16 protein-coding genes and 1 tRNA gene are annotated in these 23,650 nt (G+C 37.2%); 11 read left to right on the top strand and 6 right to left on the bottom strand.

What is annotated here, in order from left to right; genetic code table 11:
* Together ABDH28_07425 and trxB are read left to right on the top strand one after the other, a co-directional pair.
* Window positions 1-785 (top strand): flavodoxin domain-containing protein (locus ABDH28_07425; protein ID MEN2998844.1); only part of this gene is annotated, 785 nt, incomplete at its 5' end.
* 75 nt (window positions 786-860) lie between these two features.
* Window positions 861-1,850: a thioredoxin-disulfide reductase gene (gene trxB / locus ABDH28_07420; GenBank protein MEN2998843.1), complete on the top strand. Its 990-nt coding sequence runs from the start codon at window positions 861-863 to the stop codon at window positions 1,848-1,850.
* Between the two features lie 29 nt (window positions 1,851-1,879).
* On the opposite strand, the gene ABDH28_07415 is transcribed toward trxB, so the two are convergent.
* Window positions 1,880-2,563: an ABC transporter ATP-binding protein gene (locus tag ABDH28_07415; GenBank protein MEN2998842.1), complete on the bottom strand. Its 684-nt coding sequence runs from the start codon at window positions 2,561-2,563 to the stop codon at window positions 1,880-1,882.
* A 321-nt stretch (window positions 2,564-2,884) separates the two neighbouring features.
* On the opposite strand from ABDH28_07415, the gene ABDH28_07410 reads away from it, so the two are divergent.
* Genes ABDH28_07410 through ABDH28_07400 form a run of 3 tightly spaced genes read left to right on the top strand, consistent with a single transcriptional unit; the run spans window position 2,885 to window position 6,780 of the window.
* Entirely contained in the window at window positions 2,885-4,945 is a 2,061-nt protein-coding gene (locus ABDH28_07410; GenBank protein ID MEN2998841.1) for a hypothetical protein, read from the top strand.
* A gap of 10 nt (window positions 4,946-4,955) precedes the next feature.
* The gene (locus ABDH28_07405; protein ID MEN2998840.1) at window positions 4,956-5,345 is read left to right on the top strand and encodes a hypothetical protein; all 390 of its coding nucleotides are present in this window, start codon (window positions 4,956-4,958) and stop codon (window positions 5,343-5,345) included.
* A gap of 19 nt (window positions 5,346-5,364) precedes the next feature.
* Window positions 5,365-6,780 carry a SurA N-terminal domain-containing protein gene (locus ABDH28_07400; GenBank protein ID MEN2998839.1) on the top strand — a complete coding sequence of 472 codons (1,416 nt, stop codon included), beginning with the start codon at window positions 5,365-5,367 and terminating at the stop codon, window positions 6,778-6,780.
* 2 nt (window positions 6,781-6,782) lie between these two features.
* Here the strand turns inward: ABDH28_07400 and ABDH28_07395 are convergent, their stop codons facing one another.
* From ABDH28_07395 to ABDH28_07375, 5 genes are all read right to left on the bottom strand, one after another.
* Window positions 6,783-7,481, bottom strand: coding sequence for a DnaJ domain-containing protein (locus ABDH28_07395; protein ID MEN2998838.1), 699 nt, complete (start codon window positions 7,479-7,481; stop codon window positions 6,783-6,785).
* Between the two features lie 63 nt (window positions 7,482-7,544).
* Entirely contained in the window at window positions 7,545-10,343 is a 2,799-nt protein-coding gene (locus tag ABDH28_07390) for a tetratricopeptide repeat protein (GenBank protein ID MEN2998837.1), read from the bottom strand.
* Window positions 10,344-10,608: 265 nt separating this feature from the next.
* Window positions 10,609-12,303, bottom strand: a complete 1,695-nt coding sequence (locus ABDH28_07385; GenBank protein ID MEN2998836.1) for a hypothetical protein — start codon at window positions 12,301-12,303, stop codon at window positions 10,609-10,611.
* An 89-nt stretch (window positions 12,304-12,392) separates the two neighbouring features.
* Window positions 12,393-13,856: a hypothetical protein gene (locus ABDH28_07380; GenBank protein MEN2998835.1), complete on the bottom strand. Its 1,464-nt coding sequence runs from the start codon at window positions 13,854-13,856 to the stop codon at window positions 12,393-12,395.
* Between the two features lie 39 nt (window positions 13,857-13,895).
* A complete protein-coding gene (locus tag ABDH28_07375) occupies window positions 13,896-15,188 on the bottom strand; it encodes a sugar ABC transporter substrate-binding protein (GenBank protein MEN2998834.1) in 1,293 nt (430 codons plus the stop codon).
* A 712-nt stretch (window positions 15,189-15,900) separates the two neighbouring features.
* Here ABDH28_07375 and ABDH28_07370 point away from each other — a divergent pair.
* From ABDH28_07370 to cheB, 6 genes are all read left to right on the top strand, one after another.
* The gene (locus tag ABDH28_07370; GenBank protein ID MEN2998833.1) at window positions 15,901-18,501 is read left to right on the top strand and encodes a putative PEP-binding protein; all 2,601 of its coding nucleotides are present in this window, start codon (window positions 15,901-15,903) and stop codon (window positions 18,499-18,501) included.
* A gap of 207 nt (window positions 18,502-18,708) precedes the next feature.
* Window positions 18,709-18,792, top strand: a tRNA-Leu gene (locus tag ABDH28_07365).
* 22 nt (window positions 18,793-18,814) lie between these two features.
* The gene (locus ABDH28_07360) at window positions 18,815-20,584 is read left to right on the top strand and encodes a hypothetical protein (protein MEN2998832.1); all 1,770 of its coding nucleotides are present in this window, start codon (window positions 18,815-18,817) and stop codon (window positions 20,582-20,584) included.
* Between the two features lies 1 nt (window position 20,585).
* Window positions 20,586-21,317 (top strand): CBS domain-containing protein, encoded by a 732-nt coding sequence (locus ABDH28_07355; protein ID MEN2998831.1) that lies wholly within the window; start codon window positions 20,586-20,588, stop codon window positions 21,315-21,317.
* A gap of 2 nt (window positions 21,318-21,319) precedes the next feature.
* Window positions 21,320-22,327, top strand: a complete 1,008-nt coding sequence (gene tsaD, locus ABDH28_07350) for a tRNA (adenosine(37)-N6)-threonylcarbamoyltransferase complex transferase subunit TsaD (protein MEN2998830.1) — start codon at window positions 21,320-21,322, stop codon at window positions 22,325-22,327.
* Between the two features lie 66 nt (window positions 22,328-22,393).
* Window positions 22,394-23,491, top strand: a complete 1,098-nt coding sequence (gene cheB / locus ABDH28_07345) for a chemotaxis-specific protein-glutamate methyltransferase CheB (GenBank protein ID MEN2998829.1) — start codon at window positions 22,394-22,396, stop codon at window positions 23,489-23,491.
* The last annotated feature ends 159 nt before the right edge of the window (window positions 23,492-23,650 follow it).

The raw sequence follows: 23,650 nt of genomic DNA, 5'->3' as shown, positions 1-23,650 counted from the left end.
TCATCTCCACACCTTGGTTACACTGGCCAGACACCATGGTTACATACCTAAAGGAATATAATCTACTTTTCACAGGAGATATAGGTGGGGGATATTCCATACCTACTGACATTGATGACTCCGACGAAAAAACCCTCAAGGAGTACTCACCTTTCGCCACAAAATACGTAGTCACAGTAATAGGACACTTCAGGGAATACATAACGAAAAACTTTGATAAGCTTAAACAGCTTGGTATCATAAACGAAACTAAGGCAGTGTTTCCAGCACATGGACTTGTTTTCAGAAAAAATCCACAGAATATATTCAAACTCTACACTGACGTAGCAGAAGGCAATCCTGAGAAAGGGAAAATATTAGTTATCTATGACTCAATGTACGGTTATGTAGAAAGTGCAATTAAGATAGCTATTGATGAACTTACCAAAAACAACTGTAAAGTTTTGATCTACAAGTTCACTGACACTGAGTATTGTGATATAAGCGACCTGCTAAAAGATATTCCCAACAGCGAAGCATTGATAATTGGAGCCTCAACCTATGAATCATCAATTCACCCATATATGAGATTTGTTATATCTACAATAATTGACAAAGCAGACTATAATAAACCTGTCTTAGCAATAGGAATACACGGTTGGGGTGGAGCTGTTGGGAAAACACTCACTCAATTGATGCAATCGTCAAAATACAGGTTGCTAGAGACTCTTGAATTTAAGGGGAAACTGACTCAAGAGGTAGAAAACATAATACGAGACAAGACAAGAGCTTTACTAAATACATAGAAAACTACCGCTTGCTAGGTAGCGGGACAGAAATCACCTAGCCCAAGCTTTTTCGCTTGGCTCAGATTTACAAATATGGATATAAAGCTAGGAGTGTTCTCAAAATCTCCGAAACCTTCACCGGAGGATGAGGAGAAAACATATGATGTTGTGATAATAGGAGGAGGCATAGCTGGGTTATCCGCAGGACTCTATGCATCAAGAGCAAGAATGGATACCATATTAGTTGAAAAGATAGGCCCTGGTGGTCAAATCATCACCACAGATATAGTTGAAAATTATCCTGGAATTCCAGAGATAAGTGGCTATGAATTAGGCATGAGAATGGAACAACAAGCTAGAAAATATGGACTGAAAATCATAATAGACGAAGTAATCAGGGTCTCCCTAAGAAACGAAATTAAGGAACTAACACTAGCTTCCGGCAAAAAGCTTAAAGCATATTCAGTCATAATTGCAACCGGAGCAAGCTATAAAAAGTTAGGCATCCAAGGTGAAGAAAAATTTCTAGGTAGAGGGGTATCGTTTTGCGCTACCTGCGACGGTGCTTTTTTTAAGGATAAGGACATAGTTGTTGTGGGAGGAGGAAATACCGCCCTTGATGAGGGACTGTTCTTAACAAGGTTTGTGAAAAGCATCACGCTAATACACAGAAGAGACTCACTTAGAGCTGAAAAAGTGCTACAAGAAAGGGCTTTCAGCAACCCTAAATTTAAATTCATCTGGAATAGTGTGGTTGAAGAAATACTAGGAGATGAAAAAGTTGAAGCTGTAAGAATAAGAAATGTAGTAACTAATGAAACAAGCATTGTAAAGACCGATGGTGTTTTCATATTTATTGGCTTGACTCCGAATACTTCAATATTTGATGAAGTTGAAAAGAATGAAGCAGGATACATAAAAGTGAACTTATACGATATGAGCACAAACCTTCCCGGCGTTTTTGCTTGTGGTGATTGTGTTGACAAACTCCTAAGACAAGCAATCACATCGGCTGGAGAAGGAGCAGTTGCAGCAGTATCCGCAGAAAGATATGTTGAAAAAATCAAGAAAAACATCTCCTAAATTGCTCTTACTGTCACAGAACCCCAATCCTATAAACCTGATAGCTTAACTACCTCAGGCAGACTTATTATCCTATCCGCCCTTTCAGCTAAGTGTAAATTATGCGTTGCCATTATACACGTTTTACCCAAACTCTTAACAAGATTATGAAACAAAGAAAACACTATCTCCGAATTTCGGTGATCCAGATTCCCTGTAGGCTCATCAGCTATTATGATCTCAGGGTCATTTATCAACGCCCTCGCTATACTCACCCTTTGTTTCTCTCCACCTGACAATTCATCAATGCCTCTGTAAATCTTATCAGCTATTCCCAAAAAATCTAGTAACTCCTTAGCCCTTCTAGTAAACTTCTCTTCAGAAAAATCCCTTCTTATCATCGCAGGAACCAAGATATTCTCTATCACCGAAAACCCTCTCAGCAAAAAATGATTCTGAAAAACATACCCAACTTTCCTATTTCTAAAACTAGAGAGTTCCTCCTCTGACATATTCGTTATGTTTTCACCATCTATCACTACCTCTCCTTCACTTACACTATCAATAGCACCAATGATGTTTAAAAGCGTTGTCTTCCCTGAACCACTTTCCCCTACAACTACCACAAACTTACCTTTTTCTATACCTAAGCTCAGTTTCTCAAACACAACTATTCTATTCCCATTGTCCTCAATATACCACTTTGAAACATCGTTCAAAACTACAGCAAACATACTATAAAAATTTTACAAATACTCTCCACCACATTGCTACTAACTAACCCTCAACTCAGTAAATTCCAATTTCTATTAGGTGAGCAGATAAGATTCAACCTTTTGTTTACCCATCCTAGATACCATCCATCAATCACAAGTTTCACTTCACAAGCCTTTAGGTTATTATTATGAAAAGCGTTCACCCAGTCCCGACAGGGACTGCGAGATAAAAGAAAGACCACATCCTAGTCACAAACTTCGGAATCTATTAATTGAATCTCTGAGAAATTGCAAGAAGCGGTTATCTTGTATTACCATAATTGAAAAACAGGAGAAACTATGAAAAACCTACTAGACATCTTATGGGGCTTATTGTTTCTACTACTGGTTGTTGCTACTTACTTCCAGAACTATAAATACAACGACAATTCCAAAGATTGGCTTAATCATGACTACTGCCTAGGACTTCTAAAGTCAGTAACCACAAATACCATTCTGATGACAGAGGGAGGAGACAACCAAGTTTTCGGACTTGCTTATTTCCAGATGGTTGAGTTTAAAAGACCTGATGTTGTCTGCTACGATCAGAAAGGTAATGTGTTCAAAAGAATCTACGGTGACTTAAGATACCTGCCATTCCAAAACCTACAACTTAGGATGGATATTGTTGACTACAACATCATTAACGGCTATGAGCCTTTCTATAGATCAGAACTGGGCACTAAGGGCGAACCCACTTTTGAGGAATACAAGCTAAAAGGGAAAATAGGTAAAAAGAATATCTATATGACATGGACCGGCAAAGAACTATGGAAATATGGTGACTATTACTACAAACAGTATGGAATGATGTATAAAGTCAACGAAGCTAAATATTTCATCGTTGACAAGCTTAAAGAGTACAGATCTCTACCTTTGGACTACCTAAAAAGCATCTATAGATCATTGATAATTCCTAACATCAATGTTCAGAAACTCGTGGAAGTAGCCAGAGTTTTAGAGTATGAAGGCTATGTAAAATTTGAATCTAACAGAATTGTTCCACGTAAAGAGTTTACCTATAAGGGTGGGAAGGACGGTAAACTCCTTTTCAATGAAATAGTAAAGAGAGTAATTTACGAAAAATCTCTAACAGGACTTACCCTTGACCTTCCTTCTTTCAACAATATACTCCAAGAAGCGAATCAGAGAGCTAACAGGATATTTGATACTGTGTTCCAACAAACTTTAACCTCTCTCTCAAAGGAAGGCTACATCTCCATCAGAGGCAACAGAGCATACTTCATCAAAGATTATGAACACCCTAATGGCCTAGACACGATGGACTACTACAACTACTACAAGCAGAGATGGCTAGAAACACCCGTTTCTGTTTGGTGGGATTACCTTACAAAAGAGATAGCCTCCTCTTTCAATTACTCCCTAGCTAAGTACAACCTAGACAAAATATCTGAATACAAAAACGTTCTACCTCTAGTAGAACCAAGCGTTAAAAACGAACTCCTCTCCAAAATAAAGGAATACAGAGAATCCATTCCCATTTACCTCAGCAACGCTATCAGATACGGATCAGACATGGCCCCAGTTATGTTTAATAGTTCCATGCTATACTACCAGCTATCAAAGTATTACAGCGAAGAAAACAACTACGAAACCAGTAAGGAATACTTTATCAAGGCTTTAGACTTACTAAAAGAAGCTATGAGAACGGATATCTACGCTACATATGCATTTGTTAGATTTGGTGTTATGACTTTTGAATACCTGAATTCCTTTGCTTCTCCAGAAGAGGAAGGAAAACTTTTAGATGAAGTGAAGATGTATATGGATACGCTTATAAAGAACTTAAGCTATAAAAAACAGTACGGAGGAGACCCCAAAAAAGCCCCAGAATACAATGACCTAAACACAATCAAAAACATAGCAGATAGGTTTAAAGCTACACCGAAATCCAATATCATCCAATACGAAAAAATTATCTCCGATGACAGTATAAAAGCCAACAACCCACAAAAAATTCAAGCTTACCTTCAGCTAGCAAACCTTTACCTAGCCAGATTTGCAGGAATAGACATCAACATGCTCAACAAAGCCAAAAATGCAATGCAAAAATACATAGAATTAACCACTACCAAAGACTTCATGTTTTACATAAACGTCGCTAACTTCTATATCTCCATAAGAGACTTCAACAGCTCATACAAATATGGACTAGAGGGAATCAAAAAGTTAGGCGATAAAGGGAAATACCTCTACTTTGTAGTTGGATTTTCCGCAGACAATATGGGAAACAAAAGCGAAGCTATAAAGTATTACTCTCTTTTCGTTGACAATTGGGAAGGAGTCAATACTCAAGAGTATAACTTTGCTCTGCAAAGACTGAGTGTTCTCAGAAGGTAAGGAGGTAAATATGAAAGCAAAAACGAATATGAAGAATAGCCTCAAAGGATATTTCGTGTTTTTAGGAATATTCACCTTACTAGTGATTATTCTTGCTATCCTTCAACTAATTCCATCAACCTCACTTGAGCCAGCATACAGGTATAAATACAGATATGAGAGTTTCCTAAGACTGCTTAATGACGAAGAAAAAAAACTATTCCTACAGGGAAACTATAAAGAATGTGCTAAACTTCTTGAACTTAGAATGACCAAAGACGAAAAACTTAAAAACAGGATTCTAGAAATAAAAGAATTTGAAGCTATAGAAACCTTCCCAACAGAGCTTACTCTTGAATATTTTGGATACTACTTATACAACGAAGTTGTGAAATACATCCCCGATTACAAACCCGAATAGGGAGGACACTATGACTACCATGAATAAGAAAAAAAAGAAGCTCAACTGGAAGAAATTTTGGGCTACAGTCGTTATACTCTTCGTTGCATTTATATTCACAGTATCTATATTCATCTCCTACAGTGGAGGAGGTGGCGAAGTTGTTGAGATGGAGGTCATTGCAGAAGTTAACGGCAAACCTGTTGAATTTTACGCTAATTCACCCGTTGTCAGAGAATATGAAAGACTAAGAGAACTCTACAAAACTAGAACCAAGGAAGAGATACTTTCAAAAGCAGTGCAGAATGTTGTAGCAAGTATGCTTATAGAAGACTTTGCAAAACACAACGGTCTTGATCTTTCAGAAGAATTCATAGATAGAGTAACAGCAGATAATATCCACTCATTTGCAAGAAAAACAGAGGTATCTTCCTCAGAAATAAAGCTAGTCAGACTGAATGTAGAGTCTTACCTAAAGTCCTCCTACCTACCGACAAAAATTGACACCTTCGTAAATAGGATACCTAAAAAATCTCAAGCTAGCTTACATCTACTTAAAACCTTGGATGATCTCAAGATAGCTATGGATATTATAAACTTTGATGAAACCGAGTTCATAAGGTTAAGCGAACTTACAGACAATCCCAAAGGGATAAGTGACTTCTACCTTGCTAACTACAAAAACATTGCTCTAGATGCTAAAATCACAATCAAGGCTGAGAAATACATCTTTGGTGATAGAAAATCTGCATACTCTTTTGTTTCAAACGGTAGTAGTAGCTTTGAAGAAAAATCTCTAGTAGAGCTTGACCCAGAAAGAAACAAAAACATTATCCTCGGACTTCCAGAAGACATAAACTCTTTCTCCAAACCTCTCTTTGAAAACAAAAAATATGTGGTATACAAAGTAGTCTCAATACCATCTTTTGAATCTCTTCCACAGAAAAGCAAAGACTATATTTCTCTTAAGCACACTACCCAAAACATTGAAAACCTTATGGGGAAATATTCTGAATCCATAAAGGACACCGTAAATACCCTAAAAAGATACCTCTCAGCTGGAAATTTTGAAGGTATTAGGAAAATAAAGGGTGTTAAAGTCTATAGGACAGGTAATTTTAGTATTATCAAAGCTTTAACAGAGTTTATCCCAGATCAAAAAGGTGAAGCAATTGATCTACCCAGAGGAGCATACAACATTTCCTTGATCACCTCTTGGTTTACAAAGAACCCCGGAGACATTGATATCGCTGATATAGGACAAGGAACAAAAATAATATACAAGATTCTAAATAAGCAAGTTATTCCCTCTAGATTGTCAGAAATTGTGGATAAATTATTCTCATCCTATCAATTCCTTTACCAGGAAGTTATATACTCTGAGTGGAATAAGATGCTAGAGAAAAGCGGAAATGTTAAGATAAAAGATATTTCAAAGTTTGCCAAAGAGCTGTAAACTCAATCTATATCGCTAATTGACAACCATTTCACCCTGACCTTGAGTTCTCTTAGCACAAACATAGGACCTCCCCGCCTCTTGTGACCTTTCCTCAAATCAACATATATGGTCTCAGAATGCCTAGTATTCGGAGGTATTGGTATCTTCAATTCCTCCAGAGTAGTTATATATCCAGTTCCATCACAACGATAACAATTTCTATTCGCCCCGTAACAAACATTACACACAGCTCTTGCAGGAAGCTTTATCACCAAAAAGGCACCTTCCTCTATCTCTTTATCAGTCAGATATACTACCAAATCCTCACCAAGTTCTTCTAAAAAATCCTCCCTAGTAAACTTCTTAGAAAGATCAAACCCCGCTCTAGACAAGTTTAGTAAAGACATCTTGTATTCAACTCTACTAGGATCCACGATATTGGTAGAAATCTGCGAATTTGACTTTTTAACCTCTACAGATAAGTCACACTTTTTCTTTTCTAAGTATTTCTTATCATACAACTCTTTTGACTTGTTATCTGATAGAACTTTGTAAGCCTCCAGTATCAACTTAAAGTCCTTACTCTCTTGACCATCATTCACATCCGGATGATACTTTTTCGCCAACTTCCTAAAGGCACTCTTTACCTTCTCTATAGTTGAACCAAAGCTTAATCCCAAGATCTCGTAGTAATCCTTAAATTCTTCCCTGTTTTTCACATAACTAATTTTAGGCAATTGCAGACAGTTCAATCAACATCAAAATAACAAAGTTCCAAGATCCTAATCTCTCAGGTAGGTATACACATATTTAGGAATTGAGTCAGGAATTTCCCTATCAACTGCGAAATTCCTGTATTTAATCATAGTTGGATGAAGCACAAGCTTAAGGTTGTACTCAGCGTTAGGATATACTGAATTTATCTTCTCAGCATAGTTTTTAGCTTCCCACCAACTTAACATTGCGTTTTTGACATTAGCCTCACCTCTAAGCAAAATATAGGCAACACCTTGGTTGTTATAACTTCTTATAAGGAATGAAACAAGCTCTCTATGTCTTGAAATCCCGGGATCAATTGCTTTGATCTTTTCCATAATTTTGAGATAACCCTCAATGGATTTGTCATACTGTAGGACAGCCATATCAGGTTTACCCAGTTCCAGATATATGTTTCCCATAAAGTGAGAGAGTAACGGATTTTGCGGAAATCTTAAGTAAGAGTGAGATAAATACCTTAGAGATTCATTCAACATACCATTACGGTAGTATATCTTTGCTAAGTTATAGTACACATAGGAGAGTTCCTCCACACTCTCCGGTTCTCCCAACTTTATCCCTTCTAGGTAGTAACCTAAAGCACCGTTATAGTCTTTACTCTCGTAAAGAATATCACCTATTCTAAAATATGCTTCCTTCTGCGATGGATCTATCTCTATGGCCTTCTTATAGTTCTCAAATGCACTCGCTTTATTTTTTAGCATATACTCAATATTCCCTATCAGAACATATGACTTCGCATGCTTTGGATTAAGTGAAAGAGCTACCTTAAGATTTTTAACAGACTCACGATAGTTTTCATTCATAAATAAATATCTCGCAAACTCGTAATAGAAGTCTGGATCTTTAGGTTTTATTGTAGAAAGCTCAAATACCACCTTTCTTGCCCTATCCAAGTCACCCTTATCTATATAATATCTTATCAACTCTATACCCACTGGTTCAGATACCGCATTCTCATCAAGCCTCTTTATATAATCATACATCTCGTCAACCCTATCCTTCTTATCCAACTTTATGTAAATTGACACTAATCTAAACAAGGAAGGGATGTGCTTATTGTCTTTGCCCTTGAGATATTTCATATAAAGCAATTCTGCCTCTTTGTAGTAATGCTTTGACTTGTAGTAATCTCCCATTTTTGTATATACCTGCGCATTAAGATCAACAGCCCTAAAACTATTCTCCTCTCTTCTTCTAAATTCTTCAGAGTATCTAAGAGCCCTATCAAAGTCAGGCTGAGGCAACCTTGTCAAAGCATCAACATAGTTAAGGCTCAACCTATAATCATACGGCCACACTTTAAGCCCATCCTCAATCTTTCTTACAGCTCTTTCAGGAACATTGTTGTATAAATACCTTATTGCATACTTAGTATACCACTCTTTTTTTCTACCACCTACTTCCTCTGCTCTCCTAAACAAGCTTTCAGCTTCGTCATAGTAACCTGTATCTATAAGCTTCAAACCTCTATTGTAGAGATTTTCCGAATAAATGTTTCTAGAAACAACAGTAAATACAATGAAACCTACAATAGCGATTACTCCAACTCCCAGAACTGCTACAACAGATCGCTTTAATAACTTCTCCAAGGCCTCCTCAGCTTTACTCTTCTTAGCAGCTATTATTACCCTTCTTCCCTCCTCAAACCTATAGAATGGAGCAATACTCTTTATGTAGTTTTTCAGATCAGATTCAGAAGGCCTGGTTAAAATTTTCCTAAATAACTCATCTATCAAAGCCTCAGACAGTATTCTGTTTTCTATGAGATCTCTTACTGCCTTTCTCACATCACTTGGATAACTCTTAAGCAGAGATACTGCTTTCACTACATCCGATTCCGCTAATCCTTCAGCAACCCTAGTTTCTTCAGAAACGGGTGTAGGCTTTCTTTCAGGAGCTTTATACGCTTCCTCCCTATATATCATCTCCTCAGGTTTTACCTCAGTTACTTCTTCAAATGTCTGAGCACCTATTCCACCTTTACCCATTGCTTCACTTTCCAATTCCTCAAACACCTGCTCTTCATAAAATTCCTCCAAAGGATGCTTAAACTCAACCTCCTCAGCTTGCTCTATTCCCTTAACTATCTCCTCAGCCTTCTCAGAAATACCTTCTTCTTCCCCAATCCCTCCAAATCCAAACTGTTCTTCTGCTTCTCCTAAAGCCTTCTCTCCCTCCAACCCTTTCCAAACATCAAAAGCTTGTTCTTCCCTTCCAAACTCAAACTGTCTCTTCTCCTCTTCCACAACTTCCTCACCTTCCAATCTCTTCCAAATATCAAAAGCCTGTTGTTCCTCCTCCTTTACCCCCAAAAGTCCCTCCAGATCCTTAGCAGAAACCTCCTCTGCCTTCTCCTCTACACCTTCAACCTTAAATTCTCTAATAAGATCCTCAATCCCTCCTTCTTCCCCTACAACTTTTTCCTCAACTTTTGGCTGAAAACTAACACTCTCTTCCAATAAACCAAACATTTCTCTCCCAGCTTCTTCCTCAGCTACCGGCTGTTGCTTTGTCTCTTTCATCACATCAGGTATCGTAAGAGATCTTATTGCTTCATAAGTAGGTAGAGGAAGATCAAAGATTGAAAGCAATTCTTCTACTTCTTCACCAGCCTTACTAGACTCCTCTTCTCCACGAGGCATACTTAATGTCCTAAAAGCTTCTTCCTCTTCTAAAAATTCATTTACCTTTTCCGATTCACCATAATCCTCAGATTTTGACTCCTCTATCGTTGACAGAATCTTCTCAGGTGAAGCAGTATTCTCTTTACCCAAAAATGAGAATATCTTCTCTATGTTCATAACTAAATTATACTATAAATATAGGAAGTATTTGAATTTTCTAAAGCATCAACTAATAAACTCCAATAACAATTAGGCATTGCTTTTCTTTTAATCCTCTCGCAGTCCCTGTCAGAACTGAGTAAATATCCTTCTCAACAAACACCTAAGACTTAATAGGAAGTAAAGCTTTGTAATTGATACAAACGGAAATTCCCCAGAAAAAGTATAATTCCAAAACCGAAAACTTGAACATCAAACCAGCAGTTTTCACAAGGACAGCAACTTAGAAAGTCAAATTGAGGTAAATCGGTTTCTCTACCTTAACATTAGACCCTCCAAGATCACCCTCATTGAACAAAAACACAAGAGTAGTTACAATCTTGTATACCTCCTCCAAGGAATCAATAATCTTCTTCCCCTCAAAAAAATTTTTCTCAACCTCTATCTCCTTTATCTTATCCACCTGAAATTCCACAATCTCATCTGAATTTAACAAAATATTACCACCAGCTCTGTAATCAGAGAGTATTGTCTCAAGATTATTTTTAACTTTCTCAAAAATATCTGCTGTCTCCTTCCTTATCTGCAGAGACAGCCTAACTCTTTCCATACTTCTAGTGTTAAGCAAACCTGACTTTTTGCTAACTGGAACCATAACGTCCGATTCTATCTTCCTATAATCCTCAACAACTTTGTAATACTCATTTATCCTATCTCTTAAGGTTCTAAAATTAGCATACAGATCATCAAAAGTCTTCTTAACATCAACGGTCCTAGCAGAATCAAATACCACACTGTATTTTGCTTTAAGAACCAAAACAGGGTATATATGCTTCTCATAGAATTCAACTAAAGCCTCTGTGAGAAAAACTTTATCGTTATACTCTACATAGAAATCTTTTTTTCTGATATTGTCTTGAATCTTCCTAATGTCAATTCCATTTAAGATCTTCAACCCTTCGTCCACCGGTGATTGCCTTTCTTTCTCCTTTTGCACCTCTTTTTCTTCTTCCTTAGGTTCTTCCTTTATCTTAGAAATCTCCATCTTCTCGGTAAGATACCCAATATAGTCCTCCTCTTTGATTTCCAAGAATCTTATAAAATACTCAGAATTGAAAGATAACTTCTTTCCAATAATTAAGTCAACAACAACCTTCAGCTTTGGAAAATACTCCTCAAAAAGAAAATCCCAAACTTTATAAAACAGCTTCTCAGTTTTTTGAAAATCACTTTTAGGAATATATTGAGAGATTGCCCTCAGAGCAGTTGATACTAAAACCCTTGCCTGATCTTTAAAAGGATGCATAAGGTACAACTTCTTGAGAAAGTACTTAAAAACTTCCTTTAACTCTTCAGGCTTAGTTGTTTCTCTAGTTTGTAAATACAATTTTCTCATCCTTTCAATCTTATCAAAGAGCTCATTATTTGGGAAATCATTCAACCTATATATCACTTCAAATCCAATAGGATTTATAGCATTAAGACTTCTTTTCACGGAGTTCGTAAGCTTTTCGTCCTTTAGGGTAAGCAGATACCCTATTATCCTCAGATCTAAAAAGGCAGTAGGGACTTCCTTAAGAGTCCTCTCGTAGAATCTTTTTCTAACATAACCAAACAATGTTATTACACCTTGAAAATAAGCTTCAACAAAGACCCTAATTCTATCAATTATAGTTACTTTGAGCTTGTCAGAAGACTCTTTACTCAAGCTATGTTCGTAATGAACAACTTTTGGCTTACCCGCAGATTTAACTGTGGAAACCGAAACTGACTTCTTAGGAGGAGTAGGATGAGAAACTGCCTTCTCTTTAGCTTCCTTACCCTTAGCAAGCTGTTCACGGATCTTTTGCCTTAGCAGTTCCCTTTCGGTCAAAACTTTACCACCACCTTTCACAAACTCCTTAAAGAGCTTCTCTCTAGTCTCAGCATCAAGGGAATCAATTCCTATCTTTTTCTTCATTTCATCAATGTCTTTCATAAGGAAATTATATTACTCCCACAAACCTTTTTTCTATCATCCGCAACCACGCTAAAATAGAGCCTCAGACTTATAAATCAACTAAAGCATCATTTTTTACCCACATACATTGAAAAACTTATCTGACTTCTAATATTACTAAAAGCTTTATTCAAAGCAACCTTTCTTTTCTGCAATAGTTTCGGGTCAGAGTTTATTCTTTCAAGAATACGGTTGTATGCGTCTTTATAGGAGTGAAAACCGAAAAATATCTCAGCTTCACTCTGACTTAAAAAGTCAGAATAATCTTCCCCAATAATTTGTGCTAAAATCTTGTCATACTCATAGAATACCTTCACATACTCTTTGAAAATCGCCTTACAATAATCCTTGACAACTTGATCAAATCCCTCAACCATATCTAACACTTCCATTAGAAGTTTCATTTTTGTGGTTGCTGTATAAAAATCCCTAGAATTAACCACAGCATATTTTATCCCAATAAAGGCATCAGAAAGATAATCGTTGTTAATTTCAACAAGTTTCAGCTCACCATCATGGTAAAGCTCAATAGTTTTTGAAAACCTTGGCATACTGTTTGAGGTAATAGCCCCTAGATCACACAAAGTAGAAAGTATTCCAAACTGCCAGTCACCTTGAGAGATCTTCTCAACCAAATTCTTGATATGCTGGGATATAAAGTCCTTGTATGACTCACTCTCACCGTAGTATATCTCATACACCTTGAGTTTCCCTCCTTTAAATTCTATTTCACCGTTGAACAGAAACTTTATATTTTTCACAAAATTAGTCTTAGGTTTATTGGATGAAACAAACTTATGGTAAGTGTTCTGATCTACAACTACTTTAGTTTTGTTCGGAGAGATTGAGTTTGCTCTAGACTGAAGTCTAGCTGCCAGATTTATCAAAATACCCTGTAAATCTCCTTTTTCACTCACTATCAACGGCATAGTTGAATATCCACCAACAATTCCTCCCGAAATTTCAAACGGCGGAAGAAACGGATCTTCACCTTGCTCAACATCAACTAAACTTATCTTCTTGGAAAATAGATTTATAACATCAAAAGTTGAGTTTATCACATCAACAGGATCAGAACCTATCAATATTACTTCATCTCCTCTATCTCTTTTAGCAATCACACCATATCTTTTTGCCGTAACTTTTATGGTGTTCTCAACAAACCTATCCAACCTATGCAAAGAATTTATGTTCCTTCTCGTTTTCTGGCAAAAAGCAGTATAACCGTGAATATCCAAAAGCGAGATATAAAGGTTTGATAAAATTATGCTTTTCTTAAGGTCACCATAGAGAGAGGGATACTTTTGGTCAGGAACAACCAGAGTTTTCCACAATTCGGTATACTCATCAAAATTCAAATCACAGAATGCCCCCCAATACAGCCTTTTTATAAGATTGAACATCATATCTATTTCAGACTTACTCACCTTAATTCCTGACTTTACAATAGCTTCCTTAAGAGAAGAGAAAGTTGTAATTTTCCCGGTTAATACAAGATCAATTAGCTCTAAAACTTTACCAGAATTGTTCATTAATTTACTTCACTAGGGGGGCTCCCCCCTATGTTAAAACTAACTACCAATAGTCCCCTCTATATCAAGCTGTAGCTCTTTCAGAGCATCAATTGCTTTCATATCATTATTGAGAACTTTTTGAATATACTCATCAAGAATATCTCTCATCTCAACCCACTTTACCGGTCTTCTAAAGTCTGTTACAAACTGTAAAGCATCAAGATAAACCTTGCTATCAACCTGAGGCTGGTTCTTAACTATAGCTGAGGCTTTTAAGAAAGCATCAGAGTAAGCGACTGATTTCCTTATAGGTATAGCTAAACCACTGTTCGCAACATCCTTCTGTACCTCAGGACTTGAAAGGAACTTAACTAAACTCCAGGATAGCTCAGGATTTTTTGTCCCTGCATATATACAGTACGCAACCGTAAACAGTGTTGAAGCTCTCTTTGCACTACCTTTTGGCATTTGGGCAACATTCCACTTAAACTTAGTTATATCCCTAAACCTTAGGGTTACCCACCTGCCGTAAGCAGCCATTCCGGCTCTACCATCTACGAACATCGCCTCACCACCACCAAAGTCTCTTGAGGTAGTAATCTTTGGAACAACTTTATGCACCCATATAAGGTCTGCCAAAAACTGTATAGCCTCAGCATTCTTACCCAAATATGGCTCCTTACCAAGCACAAAGTTTCCTTCGTTATCAAAGAAGGTTCCACCATTTGCGTATACCCAATTCCTCCACCAGTTTGCCCAAGTCTCAAGCACAAAACCATACTGATCTATGTTACCATCACCATTTAAATCTTTTGTAAGCTTTTTAGCAGCATCTAAAAAGTCATTCCATGTCCAGTTGTCATTAGGATAACCTATCTTAAACTTGTCAAACATGTCTATGTTATAGTATAAGACCAAGGTTGTGAAGTCCTTCGCAATACCATACAATCTTCCCTTATACCTAAACTCATTAAAAGGTGCTTCAAAAAAGTCACTAGGATTGACCTCATCCTTATCTCTGTTTAGAAAATCATCAAGCTGTAACAGATGACCTCTTGAAACCAACCCTGCAAAATCCTCAATATCAAGGTAAAAAACATCAGGTGGTGTTCCACCAGCTATCATTGTCTTTAGCTTCTGACCAAAGCTAAGAGAGTCAACATGAATAGCTTCTATCTCAATTCCTGGGTTTCGCTCCAAGAAGTTCGTTATGTAATTCAAAACTGTTGCCTTCTCCTCAGGAGTTCCCCAATACATAAACACTAACTTGTTACTGGGACCTCCACAGGAGGATAATACTACCCCAAACACCACAGCTACCAAAAGCACCACCACTCTCAAAACCTTCATAGGCTTCCTCCTATCTTAACTATATTATAAATTCCAAAAATCCACTTGTAAAGAAAAAACAATAATCAACTTTCATCACTAAGTCTACTCTCAAACTCCACCCTACTACCAAGCTACCTACAACTCCTAATCGCAAAATAACAAAAATCAATAAAGTCTAAAACTTACAACGGCGTAGTTTTCTTCCCCTCGCAGTCTCTGCCGAGACTGGGTAAAATTACTCTCTCAATAAAGGCAGAAACTCAATGTCGCATAATAAAGAGATCCCATAACCTCTAAAGATTACAGAATCTCTACCCATCAAACAAATCACATATTCGTAACCCCGTTTTATCCGTAGAATCAGAGGTTGAACCTATAGAGGTTGTTTAAAACTCTTTAACCAAACCCCAGAACAATAAGGTTTAAAACTTACAACCAGGCACAGTTTCTCTTTTCCTCACAGTCCCTGTCAGGACTGGACAAATACTCTTCTTACTATGACAAACGCTAGAAGCTTGAAGAAAGTAATATCTTGAAACTGAAAAACGTTATTCAGAATCAAGAAAGCGAGTAAGCGTAAAGTTTGGGATCTTCTTACTCCTTCGGTAGAAAACTTTAGACTTTATCGCACTAACCTAATGAGAATCAGATCTCATTGATTTTCATCTGGAAAAATTGAAATCTGGACTAAAATCTTTTAAAACTATACTAGGAACTAGGAGATGATATTATGTTGGAAGGAATATATTTTTTTAGTCAAAATGGATTTAGCAAAAAACCTAAGGATATATCCAAGATTGGTGTTAGAGGCGAAAGAATCTTAGAGTTAGTTGAATTAGGACTACCCATACCACCAGGACTCTTACTTGACAGCGACAAAGCTAAGGCTCTTGATACTAAATCCATAAACGCAATACTTGAGTATGTAAAGGACATATCCAAAATCACTGGTAGGAAGTTAGGAGACCCCGAATCTCCATTGTTTCTGAAGCTGATAATTAGCCCAGATCTGAGGTTGGTGAAATTCCCAGGAGTGAGGTTTCTCGGAATAAACGACTCAACCTTTGAATTACTCAAAGATAAAGTAGATGAGAGATTTGCCTACATAGCATACTGCACATTCTTGGAAGAGATGGCAAGGTTTGGCGCGGAATACAGGCCCGATGTGTTCTTCTCGCTCCCCGAGGCAGACGATCTGAGAGTATTATCTATAAAAGAACTAAAGGAGAGACTAAAATACGATAGAGAATATATAGAGAAAGGCATACCATCAGACTTAGAGGAGAGAATTGCCTACGTTCTTCAGCAGATGTCTGCTATCGCTAGAATAAACTCTGATATTGATGTTGGGATACTAGTCCAGGAAATGGTTTTAGGTAACTATTCCCCGGAGTCTTTTACCGGCTACTTTTATACAAGAAATATTGTAACCGGAGAACCTATTATCCAGGGTAAAGTTTTTAGAAGAAACTATTTCATAGATGAAGACAGCAAAGGTGAAGAAATTACCGATCTAGAGAAAGAAACTCTTGAAGAATTACAAAATTTTGCACAACTACTGGAGGAGAGGTATAAAGAAATAAGATATGTTATGGTAGTTAAAGAAACGGGAAAGGTATGGGTAATAGAACAAGATACCGTTCAACACAAATCCTCACAAGCCGAAATAAAGCTGTATATGGATCTTATGAAGAAGAAAATAATTGACGAAAGGTTCATCATTGACAGAGTTAATCCTGGACATTTAGTAGAGCTTTTACACAAAACCATTGACATAGGATGGATAAAGAAAAACCAAGTTAAATATGTCTCTGGAGGCATTGCAGGATCACCAGGAGTTGCTACCGGTAGAGTGTTCTTCTCAACAGACAGATTAGTAGAAGAATACAATAGAGCATTGAAGATGGGGCTAGATACCAGACTTATACTGGTGATGCCTGCAACTTATGCTGAGGATGTTAAGGCAATAGAAATTGGTCAAGGAGTTCTAACAACTGAAGGGGGATACGCATCACACGCTCCGGTGGTAGCAAGATCACTGGGTAAAGTCAGTTTAATAAACCCTAGGATAAAGCTTGGTCCCAACTATTTTGAAATTGACGGAATAAGAGTAAATGAAGGCGATTACATAACCTTGGAGGTGCCCTTCTACGAGTCTCCTAAAATATACTTCGGTGAAGTAAAAACAGTAGAACCAGATTTTGACAAAAATGGTCTGATGGACTTTCTTAAAATCGTAGATAACTACATCTCTCCAGATTTCGTCGTAAGAGCCAATGCAGATCAACCAAGAGAAGCAATGCTTGCCAGAAAACTAGGCGCTAAAGGAATAGGACTATGTAGAACCGAACATATGTTCTTTGAAAAAGAAAGGTTACCAATATTCCAGGAGCTTATAATCTCCGACAACTATGAGAAAAGAAAAGAAATTCTCGCAGAGTTAAAGAAATTCCAAAAGAAAGATTTCATAGACCTATTCATCGCTATGAGTGGCGAACCAGTAACAATAAGACTTCTGGACGCACCACTTCACGAATTTTTACCACACAATGACAAAGAGCTTGAGGATCTATACGATTTCTTAAAAAGTAAGAAATACGATATCACTAAAGAGAAACTCAAGGAGATATGCGATCTTAAAAAGGAAGTTAACCCCATGCTTGGACATAGAGGAGTAAGAGTAGCTGTAACCTATCCTGAGATATACGAAATGCAAGCCTGTGCAATTGCAGAAGCTGCAGTTGAAGTCAAAAAGAATGGATTTGAACCAATACCAGAGATAATGATACCTGTAGTTATGAACTACAGAGAGCTAAACCTAGTTATAAACGGCAAAGTAATGGAAGGCAGAAGAATAAGGGGAATAAAAGAAGTTGTTGACGAGATAATCAAAAGTAGTGGAGTTGATATACCTGTTAAGTATGGTTCTATGATAGAAATTCCTTCCGCCGCACTGCACGCAGATAAAATCGCAGTGTTTGCAGAATTCGTAAGTTTCGGAACAAACGATCTAACACACACAACCTATGGACTTTCCAGAGACGATATCTCCTCATTCTTACCAGACTACACCGAAATGGACTTAATTGAAGATAATCCGTTCAAAGTATTGGGAGAAGAAGTCGCAGAACTTATAATCATAGCAGTGCACAGAGGAAGAATGGTAAGACCTGACCTTAAAATAGGACTCTGTGGAGAACATGGAGCTGACCCAAGAAATATAGAATTCCTTAAGCTAACAGGCCTTGACTACGTCTCAGTATCACCTTACAGTATACCTCTTGCTAAATTAGCTATAGCTAAAATAAACCTGAAAGAATACCAACAGTAACTCATTTCAAAAATAAGTAATTCCTTTTAAATACCTCACTCAAACCTGAAATACTTTGATGGCACTTTTTTAGCAAAAGTTTTGTTTGTTTCTTACAATCCATAACAGTAAAGTTCAACTTTTGTTATAAATTTTGGAATTATTGGCAAAGCTAGAGTTAACTTGAGAAGAAGTCAAGGCTTTCTGTATACTTAAAGAGACCATAAAGCCGAGATGGCGGAACTGGCAGACGCGCCTGACTCAAAATCAGGTGGTGGCAACACCGTGCGGGTTCGACTCCCGCTCTCGGCAAGCTACCCAAAGGGGAAAAGGAGTGAAAAACTTCACAAAAACCATCTTCTCCATCTTTGCTATCCTCTTAGCAATTCTAAGCATTGTAGGTATATCCGCATTCTCAAGTTTCTACAATGACCTAAGCCACACAAATCTTGATAAATACTTCCTACAAGACATCTCCATCTTAGTCCTTACCATCTTTATTCTTACCCTTCTACCACTTACTACGTTCCTGATAAGAACAAAACTTGCTATACTAAAATACTCACAGAAAGCAGAACTTTCCAAATTACACTCAAGAACACTAATAACCCTTGATCTCCTTACAACCCTGTTAATACTATTTCTTATACTGACAAACCTAAGAGAGATACATCTGTGTTTAACATTACCCGCCTACCCGTCAGCATTAGCCAATATCTACGACTATCCATTCTTCCTAAAAGTAGCAAAATTCCTAATACTATACCTCATAATAATTCTCACATACCTAATCGCACCAATACTATATCTATCCCATAAGTCCTATTCCGTAAGATTCCTCTACCTAACTATAGTGCCTCACAAAGTCTCACTAACCCTAACTTTAGCCATATTCCTCTTCCTACTCCTTTTAGCATTCTCCGTATTTCTCTACTCTTTCATTTTATCAATAGAGCTTTACCCCAAATACTCATTGATCCTCACTTTTGGTATCATAGTATCCCTAATATTACTACTTTACTCTCTCGTAGTTCTAGTGAAATTAATTAACAACTCCACCATCTCTTGGATATTAAACCTTATCGCTATAGCATTCTCTATCGGATTTATTTCCCTAACTTGCTTTTCCAAGACTCTCCCTGACGTTTCACTTATTAGGTTTGAACTCATTGATAAAATCAACAAAAACATACTATCCTCAAAATTCTGCCTTAGAGTAAACAACATTGACGCATCTTCAACCTTTGACAAAATAGACATCGGAAAACTAGAGAGACTAAAGGAGCTTGAGATAACTGAACACATGCTATCCGAAAACCGTAAACCAGTTGATATAAGTATTCTTAGAAAAGCAAAATTCCTAGAAAGGATATATATTCTTCTGCGCTATGGTGTAGTAGACCTAGCTTTTAAGAAAAACCTCGTTGTAACCAACCAAGTCAACATAGAAACACTGTCAAAATGGTTTTTCCCAAAAGCTTTTTATTATTTCTCAACCCTCAGTAATACAAACTACTTTGATATCTCCTTTCCCTATGAATTTGGTAGCGGAACATTCCTATACAAAAGATACCTAGTTTATTGGACATCGGATAAAGATGTCAAAGTCTTGGATACCAGGGGAAAAGATTACGAGAACAGAAACACACTCACAGCCAAAGACTACTATGTGATAACCAGAAAAACTAAGTTTATTAGCACAACTCATAGGATACTTTTAGTCAAATCCACCAATACAGCATATCATATGCTCGCAACTACGGGAGCTTCAATGCTGATCTCAAATGAAACTTATACCGTATTTTTCGTCAAGGAATACAAACAAGATGAGATGTTTCTCTTTCTGGAAGGAGTTCCTTTATTTCTAAGTAACATAGTTTTTGATAGCAAGGTTGTTGGCCTTAAGGTTAGATACTTTGACATTGATGGTAGGGGTGGAAACCTACAGGAAGGAATATCCAACCTGGTTGGTAATGCTGTGTATTATTACAAAGTCGTAGATTTGACCAACAGAATTGAAAAACTCAGAGAGTATATTGAGGAAAATAAAGAACAAATTCCTCCAGACGTTTTAGAAAGACTAAGATACTTCATATCAAAGTAGTATGCCTAAGCGCAAAAATTACTTGTCTTTACAAAAAAGAATACAATCCTATCTCTCAAAGATAAACGCTGGAGAGATGGTATTACCCAGACCACATATTGTAATCTGTTACTACAATTCCACACCTGAGGAAATACTAGCTAAATTCAGAAAATACAAATATTCCAGACTACCGGTAGTTGACAAAAATACAGAAAAGATCGTTGGGTATATATTCTTCAAAGATTTCTATGATAAGTATATTGAGAGTGGTGGCAAATTCAAGATAAGCGAGATAATACGGGAGATAGTATTTGTTCCTGAAAACATGAATGGGCTAGACATTTTCAACATTATGAAGGAGAAACTAACTAACATCGCTGTGGTGGTAGATGAGTATGGTAACCACATAGGTATCATAACGCTTGAAGATATTCTTGAGAAAATACTAGGGGAGATACTTGATGAGAGCGATAATAAGGAAGACGAAGAACTTGAAATAGAGAAAATCTCGGAAGAGGAGTATATCGTAAGTGCTTGGGCACCAGTAGAACAGGTAGCTTCTGAGATCGGCATGAGTATAGACGGAGATACCTACGAAAATATGGATGTGAGGACCATTTCTGGTTTTCTTATGTATATAACGGGTAGCATTCCCAAATACGGAAGCCTCTACGAATACAAAAATTTTGTTTTCAAAGTGATAGAAGTAGAAAACAATAGACCATCAAAAATCCTCATAAAGAGGAAGTGAATATGGTAGTGTTGGGAATAGAGACTTCTTGTGACGAAACTTCCGTTGCTATCGTTGAGAACGGCAGAAATATCTTATCCGAAGTTGTTATTTCACAAGTTGAGTTTCACAAGGAGTTTCTGGGAGTTTTACCAGAGCTTGCCTCAAGAAAGCACCTTGAGTTTATAAACTTGGCTTTGGAGAAAGCTTTAAACGATGCTAACTTATCCCTAACCGAAATTGATAGGGTAGCAGTCACATTCGGTCCAGGGTTGACTTCATCATTGCTTATAGGGGTTAATGTAGCAAAGACTATCTCATTCTTTTATGAAAAACCTCTGATAAAGGTAAATCATGTTGAAGCACACCTTTTCTCATCTTTTATTGAACACGAAGTTGAATTTCCATTTATAGGGCTAGTAGTCTCTGGAGGGCACACCAATTTGTTCTTGGTCAGAAGCTTCTACGACATAGAACTCATAGGATATACTGTTGATGATGCTGTTGGAGAAGCCTTTGACAAAGTATCAAAAATGTTGGGACTAGGATATCCCGGAGGACCGATAATAGATAAGCTATCAAAAGAAGGAGACGAAAACGCCTTCAAGTTTCCATTAGGAGCCAGTGAAAAACCTTATGATAGATATAACTTTAGCTACAGTGGACTAAAAACAAGTGTCCTATACACTCTTAGGAAAATCAGCAAATGCGACGAAAAAACTATAAAAGATATATGTGCATCTTTTCAGAAATCCGCCATTGATGTTCTCTACCTTAAAGTAAAAAAGCTCTCAGAGGACGTAGATATAAGAAACGTAGTTATAGCTGGAGGAGTATCTGCCAACTCTTACCTCAGAAAAAAGTTTCTAGAAGACAAGTCACTAAATTGCTTCATACCTTCAGCAAAATACTCAACAGACAATGCAGTAATGGTAGCATCTCTTGGATATTTCAAGCCTGTTGAAGCGTCACTGGAGGAGGATGTGTTTCCAAGAATACCAGGTATAGCCAAAGGGAAAAGAAATGTCTAGATCAGAACTCTAGAACAAAACTTAGAGAATTTGAAAACATCTTTTCAAGTGTTACACCATTCTTTTATGGACAAGATAGATGTGCTTGTAGTTGACGATTCAGCGTTAATGAGGAAAATGATAAGTGAAATACTAGCTTCACATCCTTTCATAAATCCGAAAGACACCGCCATAAATGGTAAAGTTGCTCTAAGCAAAATCCAAAAAAACAATTACGATGTAATTCTTTTAGACATAGAGATGCCAGAAATGGACGGAATACAGTTCCTTGAAGAATACTCAAAAACAGGTAAGGATATACCAGTAATAATCCTTTCTTCTTTTGCAAAAAGAGGAGCAGAAATAACAATAAAAGCTTTATCCCTCGGAGCTAAAGACTTCATTACTAAACCTTCAGGCCCTATATCCCTAGACATAGCTAAAGTCAAAAATGAAATTTTTGAGAAAGTTTTGGTGTGGGGACTAAAAAAATCACCAAAATCCGAAGTTTTAGTAGAGATAGACCAAAGTCTAAGAATAGTTGAATCCACGCCCGTAGTTTTTGAGAATCCACCAATTTCGGAAGTAATAAGCAAGAAAGCAATAAAGCCCAAGTTTATAGCAATTGGCATATCAACAGGAGGACCACCTGCTATAAGGAAACTTCTCTCAGAAATAGATAAAGACTTTCCCCTGGGAATAGTAATAGCCCAACACATGCCAGAGTTTTTCACACTAGAGTTTGCTAAATCACTTGCAAACTCTTACCCACACTTAACTATAGTTGAAGCAAAAGACTTTGAACTAATATCACCTGGGAAAGTGATAATAGCAAAGGGAGGGAAACATCTCGTAGTGCATTCAAGTGAAAATAAGTACTTCGCTAGAGTGGTAGAAGATAGTAGATTCCTATTTAGACCTTCTGTAGATCTCCTCTTTGAGAGTATAGCAGAAAACGTCGGCAGAGATGTCATAGGTATAGTAATGACAGGTATGGGCTCAGATGGTGCTAAAGGTCTGAAGAAACTTCACGAAATTGGAGCAATAACAATTGCACAAGGAGAGAAGTCTTCAACAATATTCGGAATGCCAAAAAGCGCTATAAAGGCAGGAGCTGTAGATTTTGTATGGGAAATTGAAGATATGGTAAAAAACATAAAACACATTCTTTCACTACTATTGTAACTCTTTGTTCCAAGCTACTATCCTGTTCTTACCCTTAAGCTTTGCAGAGTTTAACGCTCTATCAGCAAAGTCAACCAACATAGAAGGATCCCTAGAATCCGTCGGAAACTCACTTACACCAATAGTATCTGTTGCTTCAATTCCTTTCTCATTAAGAGA

It is taken from the genome of Brevinematia bacterium, from assembly GCA_039630355.1.
Lineage (GTDB): Bacteria > Spirochaetota > Brevinematia > DTOW01 > DTOW01 > SKYB106.
Note: the sequence above shows the minus strand (reverse complement) of the source record. Positions and strands in the feature narration are given on the sequence as shown.

Bases quoted from the DNA above. Each gene is read 5' to 3' on its own strand.
- ABDH28_07400 (MEN2998839.1), top strand. From the start codon at position 5,365: ATGAATAAGAAAAAAAAGAAGCTCAACTGGAAGAAATTTTGGGCTACA.
- ABDH28_07375 (MEN2998834.1), bottom strand. From the start codon at position 15,188: ATGAAGGTTTTGAGAGTGGTGGTGCTTTTGGTAGCTGTGGTGTTTGGG.
- ABDH28_07355 (MEN2998831.1), top strand. From the start codon at position 20,586: ATGCCTAAGCGCAAAAATTACTTGTCTTTACAAAAAAGAATACAATCC.
- ABDH28_07405 (MEN2998840.1), top strand. From the start codon at position 4,956: ATGAAAGCAAAAACGAATATGAAGAATAGCCTCAAAGGATATTTCGTG.
- ABDH28_07390 (MEN2998837.1), bottom strand. From the start codon at position 10,343: ATGAACATAGAGAAGATATTCTCATTTTTGGGTAAAGAGAATACTGCT.
- ABDH28_07415 (MEN2998842.1), bottom strand. From the start codon at position 2,563: ATGTTTGCTGTAGTTTTGAACGATGTTTCAAAGTGGTATATTGAGGAC.
- trxB (MEN2998843.1), top strand. From the start codon at position 861: ATGGATATAAAGCTAGGAGTGTTCTCAAAATCTCCGAAACCTTCACCG.
- ABDH28_07380 (MEN2998835.1), bottom strand. From the start codon at position 13,856: ATGAACAATTCTGGTAAAGTTTTAGAGCTAATTGATCTTGTATTAACC.
- ABDH28_07410 (MEN2998841.1), top strand. From the start codon at position 2,885: ATGAAAAACCTACTAGACATCTTATGGGGCTTATTGTTTCTACTACTG.
- tsaD (MEN2998830.1), top strand. From the start codon at position 21,320: ATGGTAGTGTTGGGAATAGAGACTTCTTGTGACGAAACTTCCGTTGCT.
- cheB (MEN2998829.1), top strand. From the start codon at position 22,394: ATGGACAAGATAGATGTGCTTGTAGTTGACGATTCAGCGTTAATGAGG.
- ABDH28_07385 (MEN2998836.1), bottom strand. From the start codon at position 12,303: ATGAAAGACATTGATGAAATGAAGAAAAAGATAGGAATTGATTCCCTT.
- ABDH28_07370 (MEN2998833.1), top strand. From the start codon at position 15,901: ATGTTGGAAGGAATATATTTTTTTAGTCAAAATGGATTTAGCAAAAAA.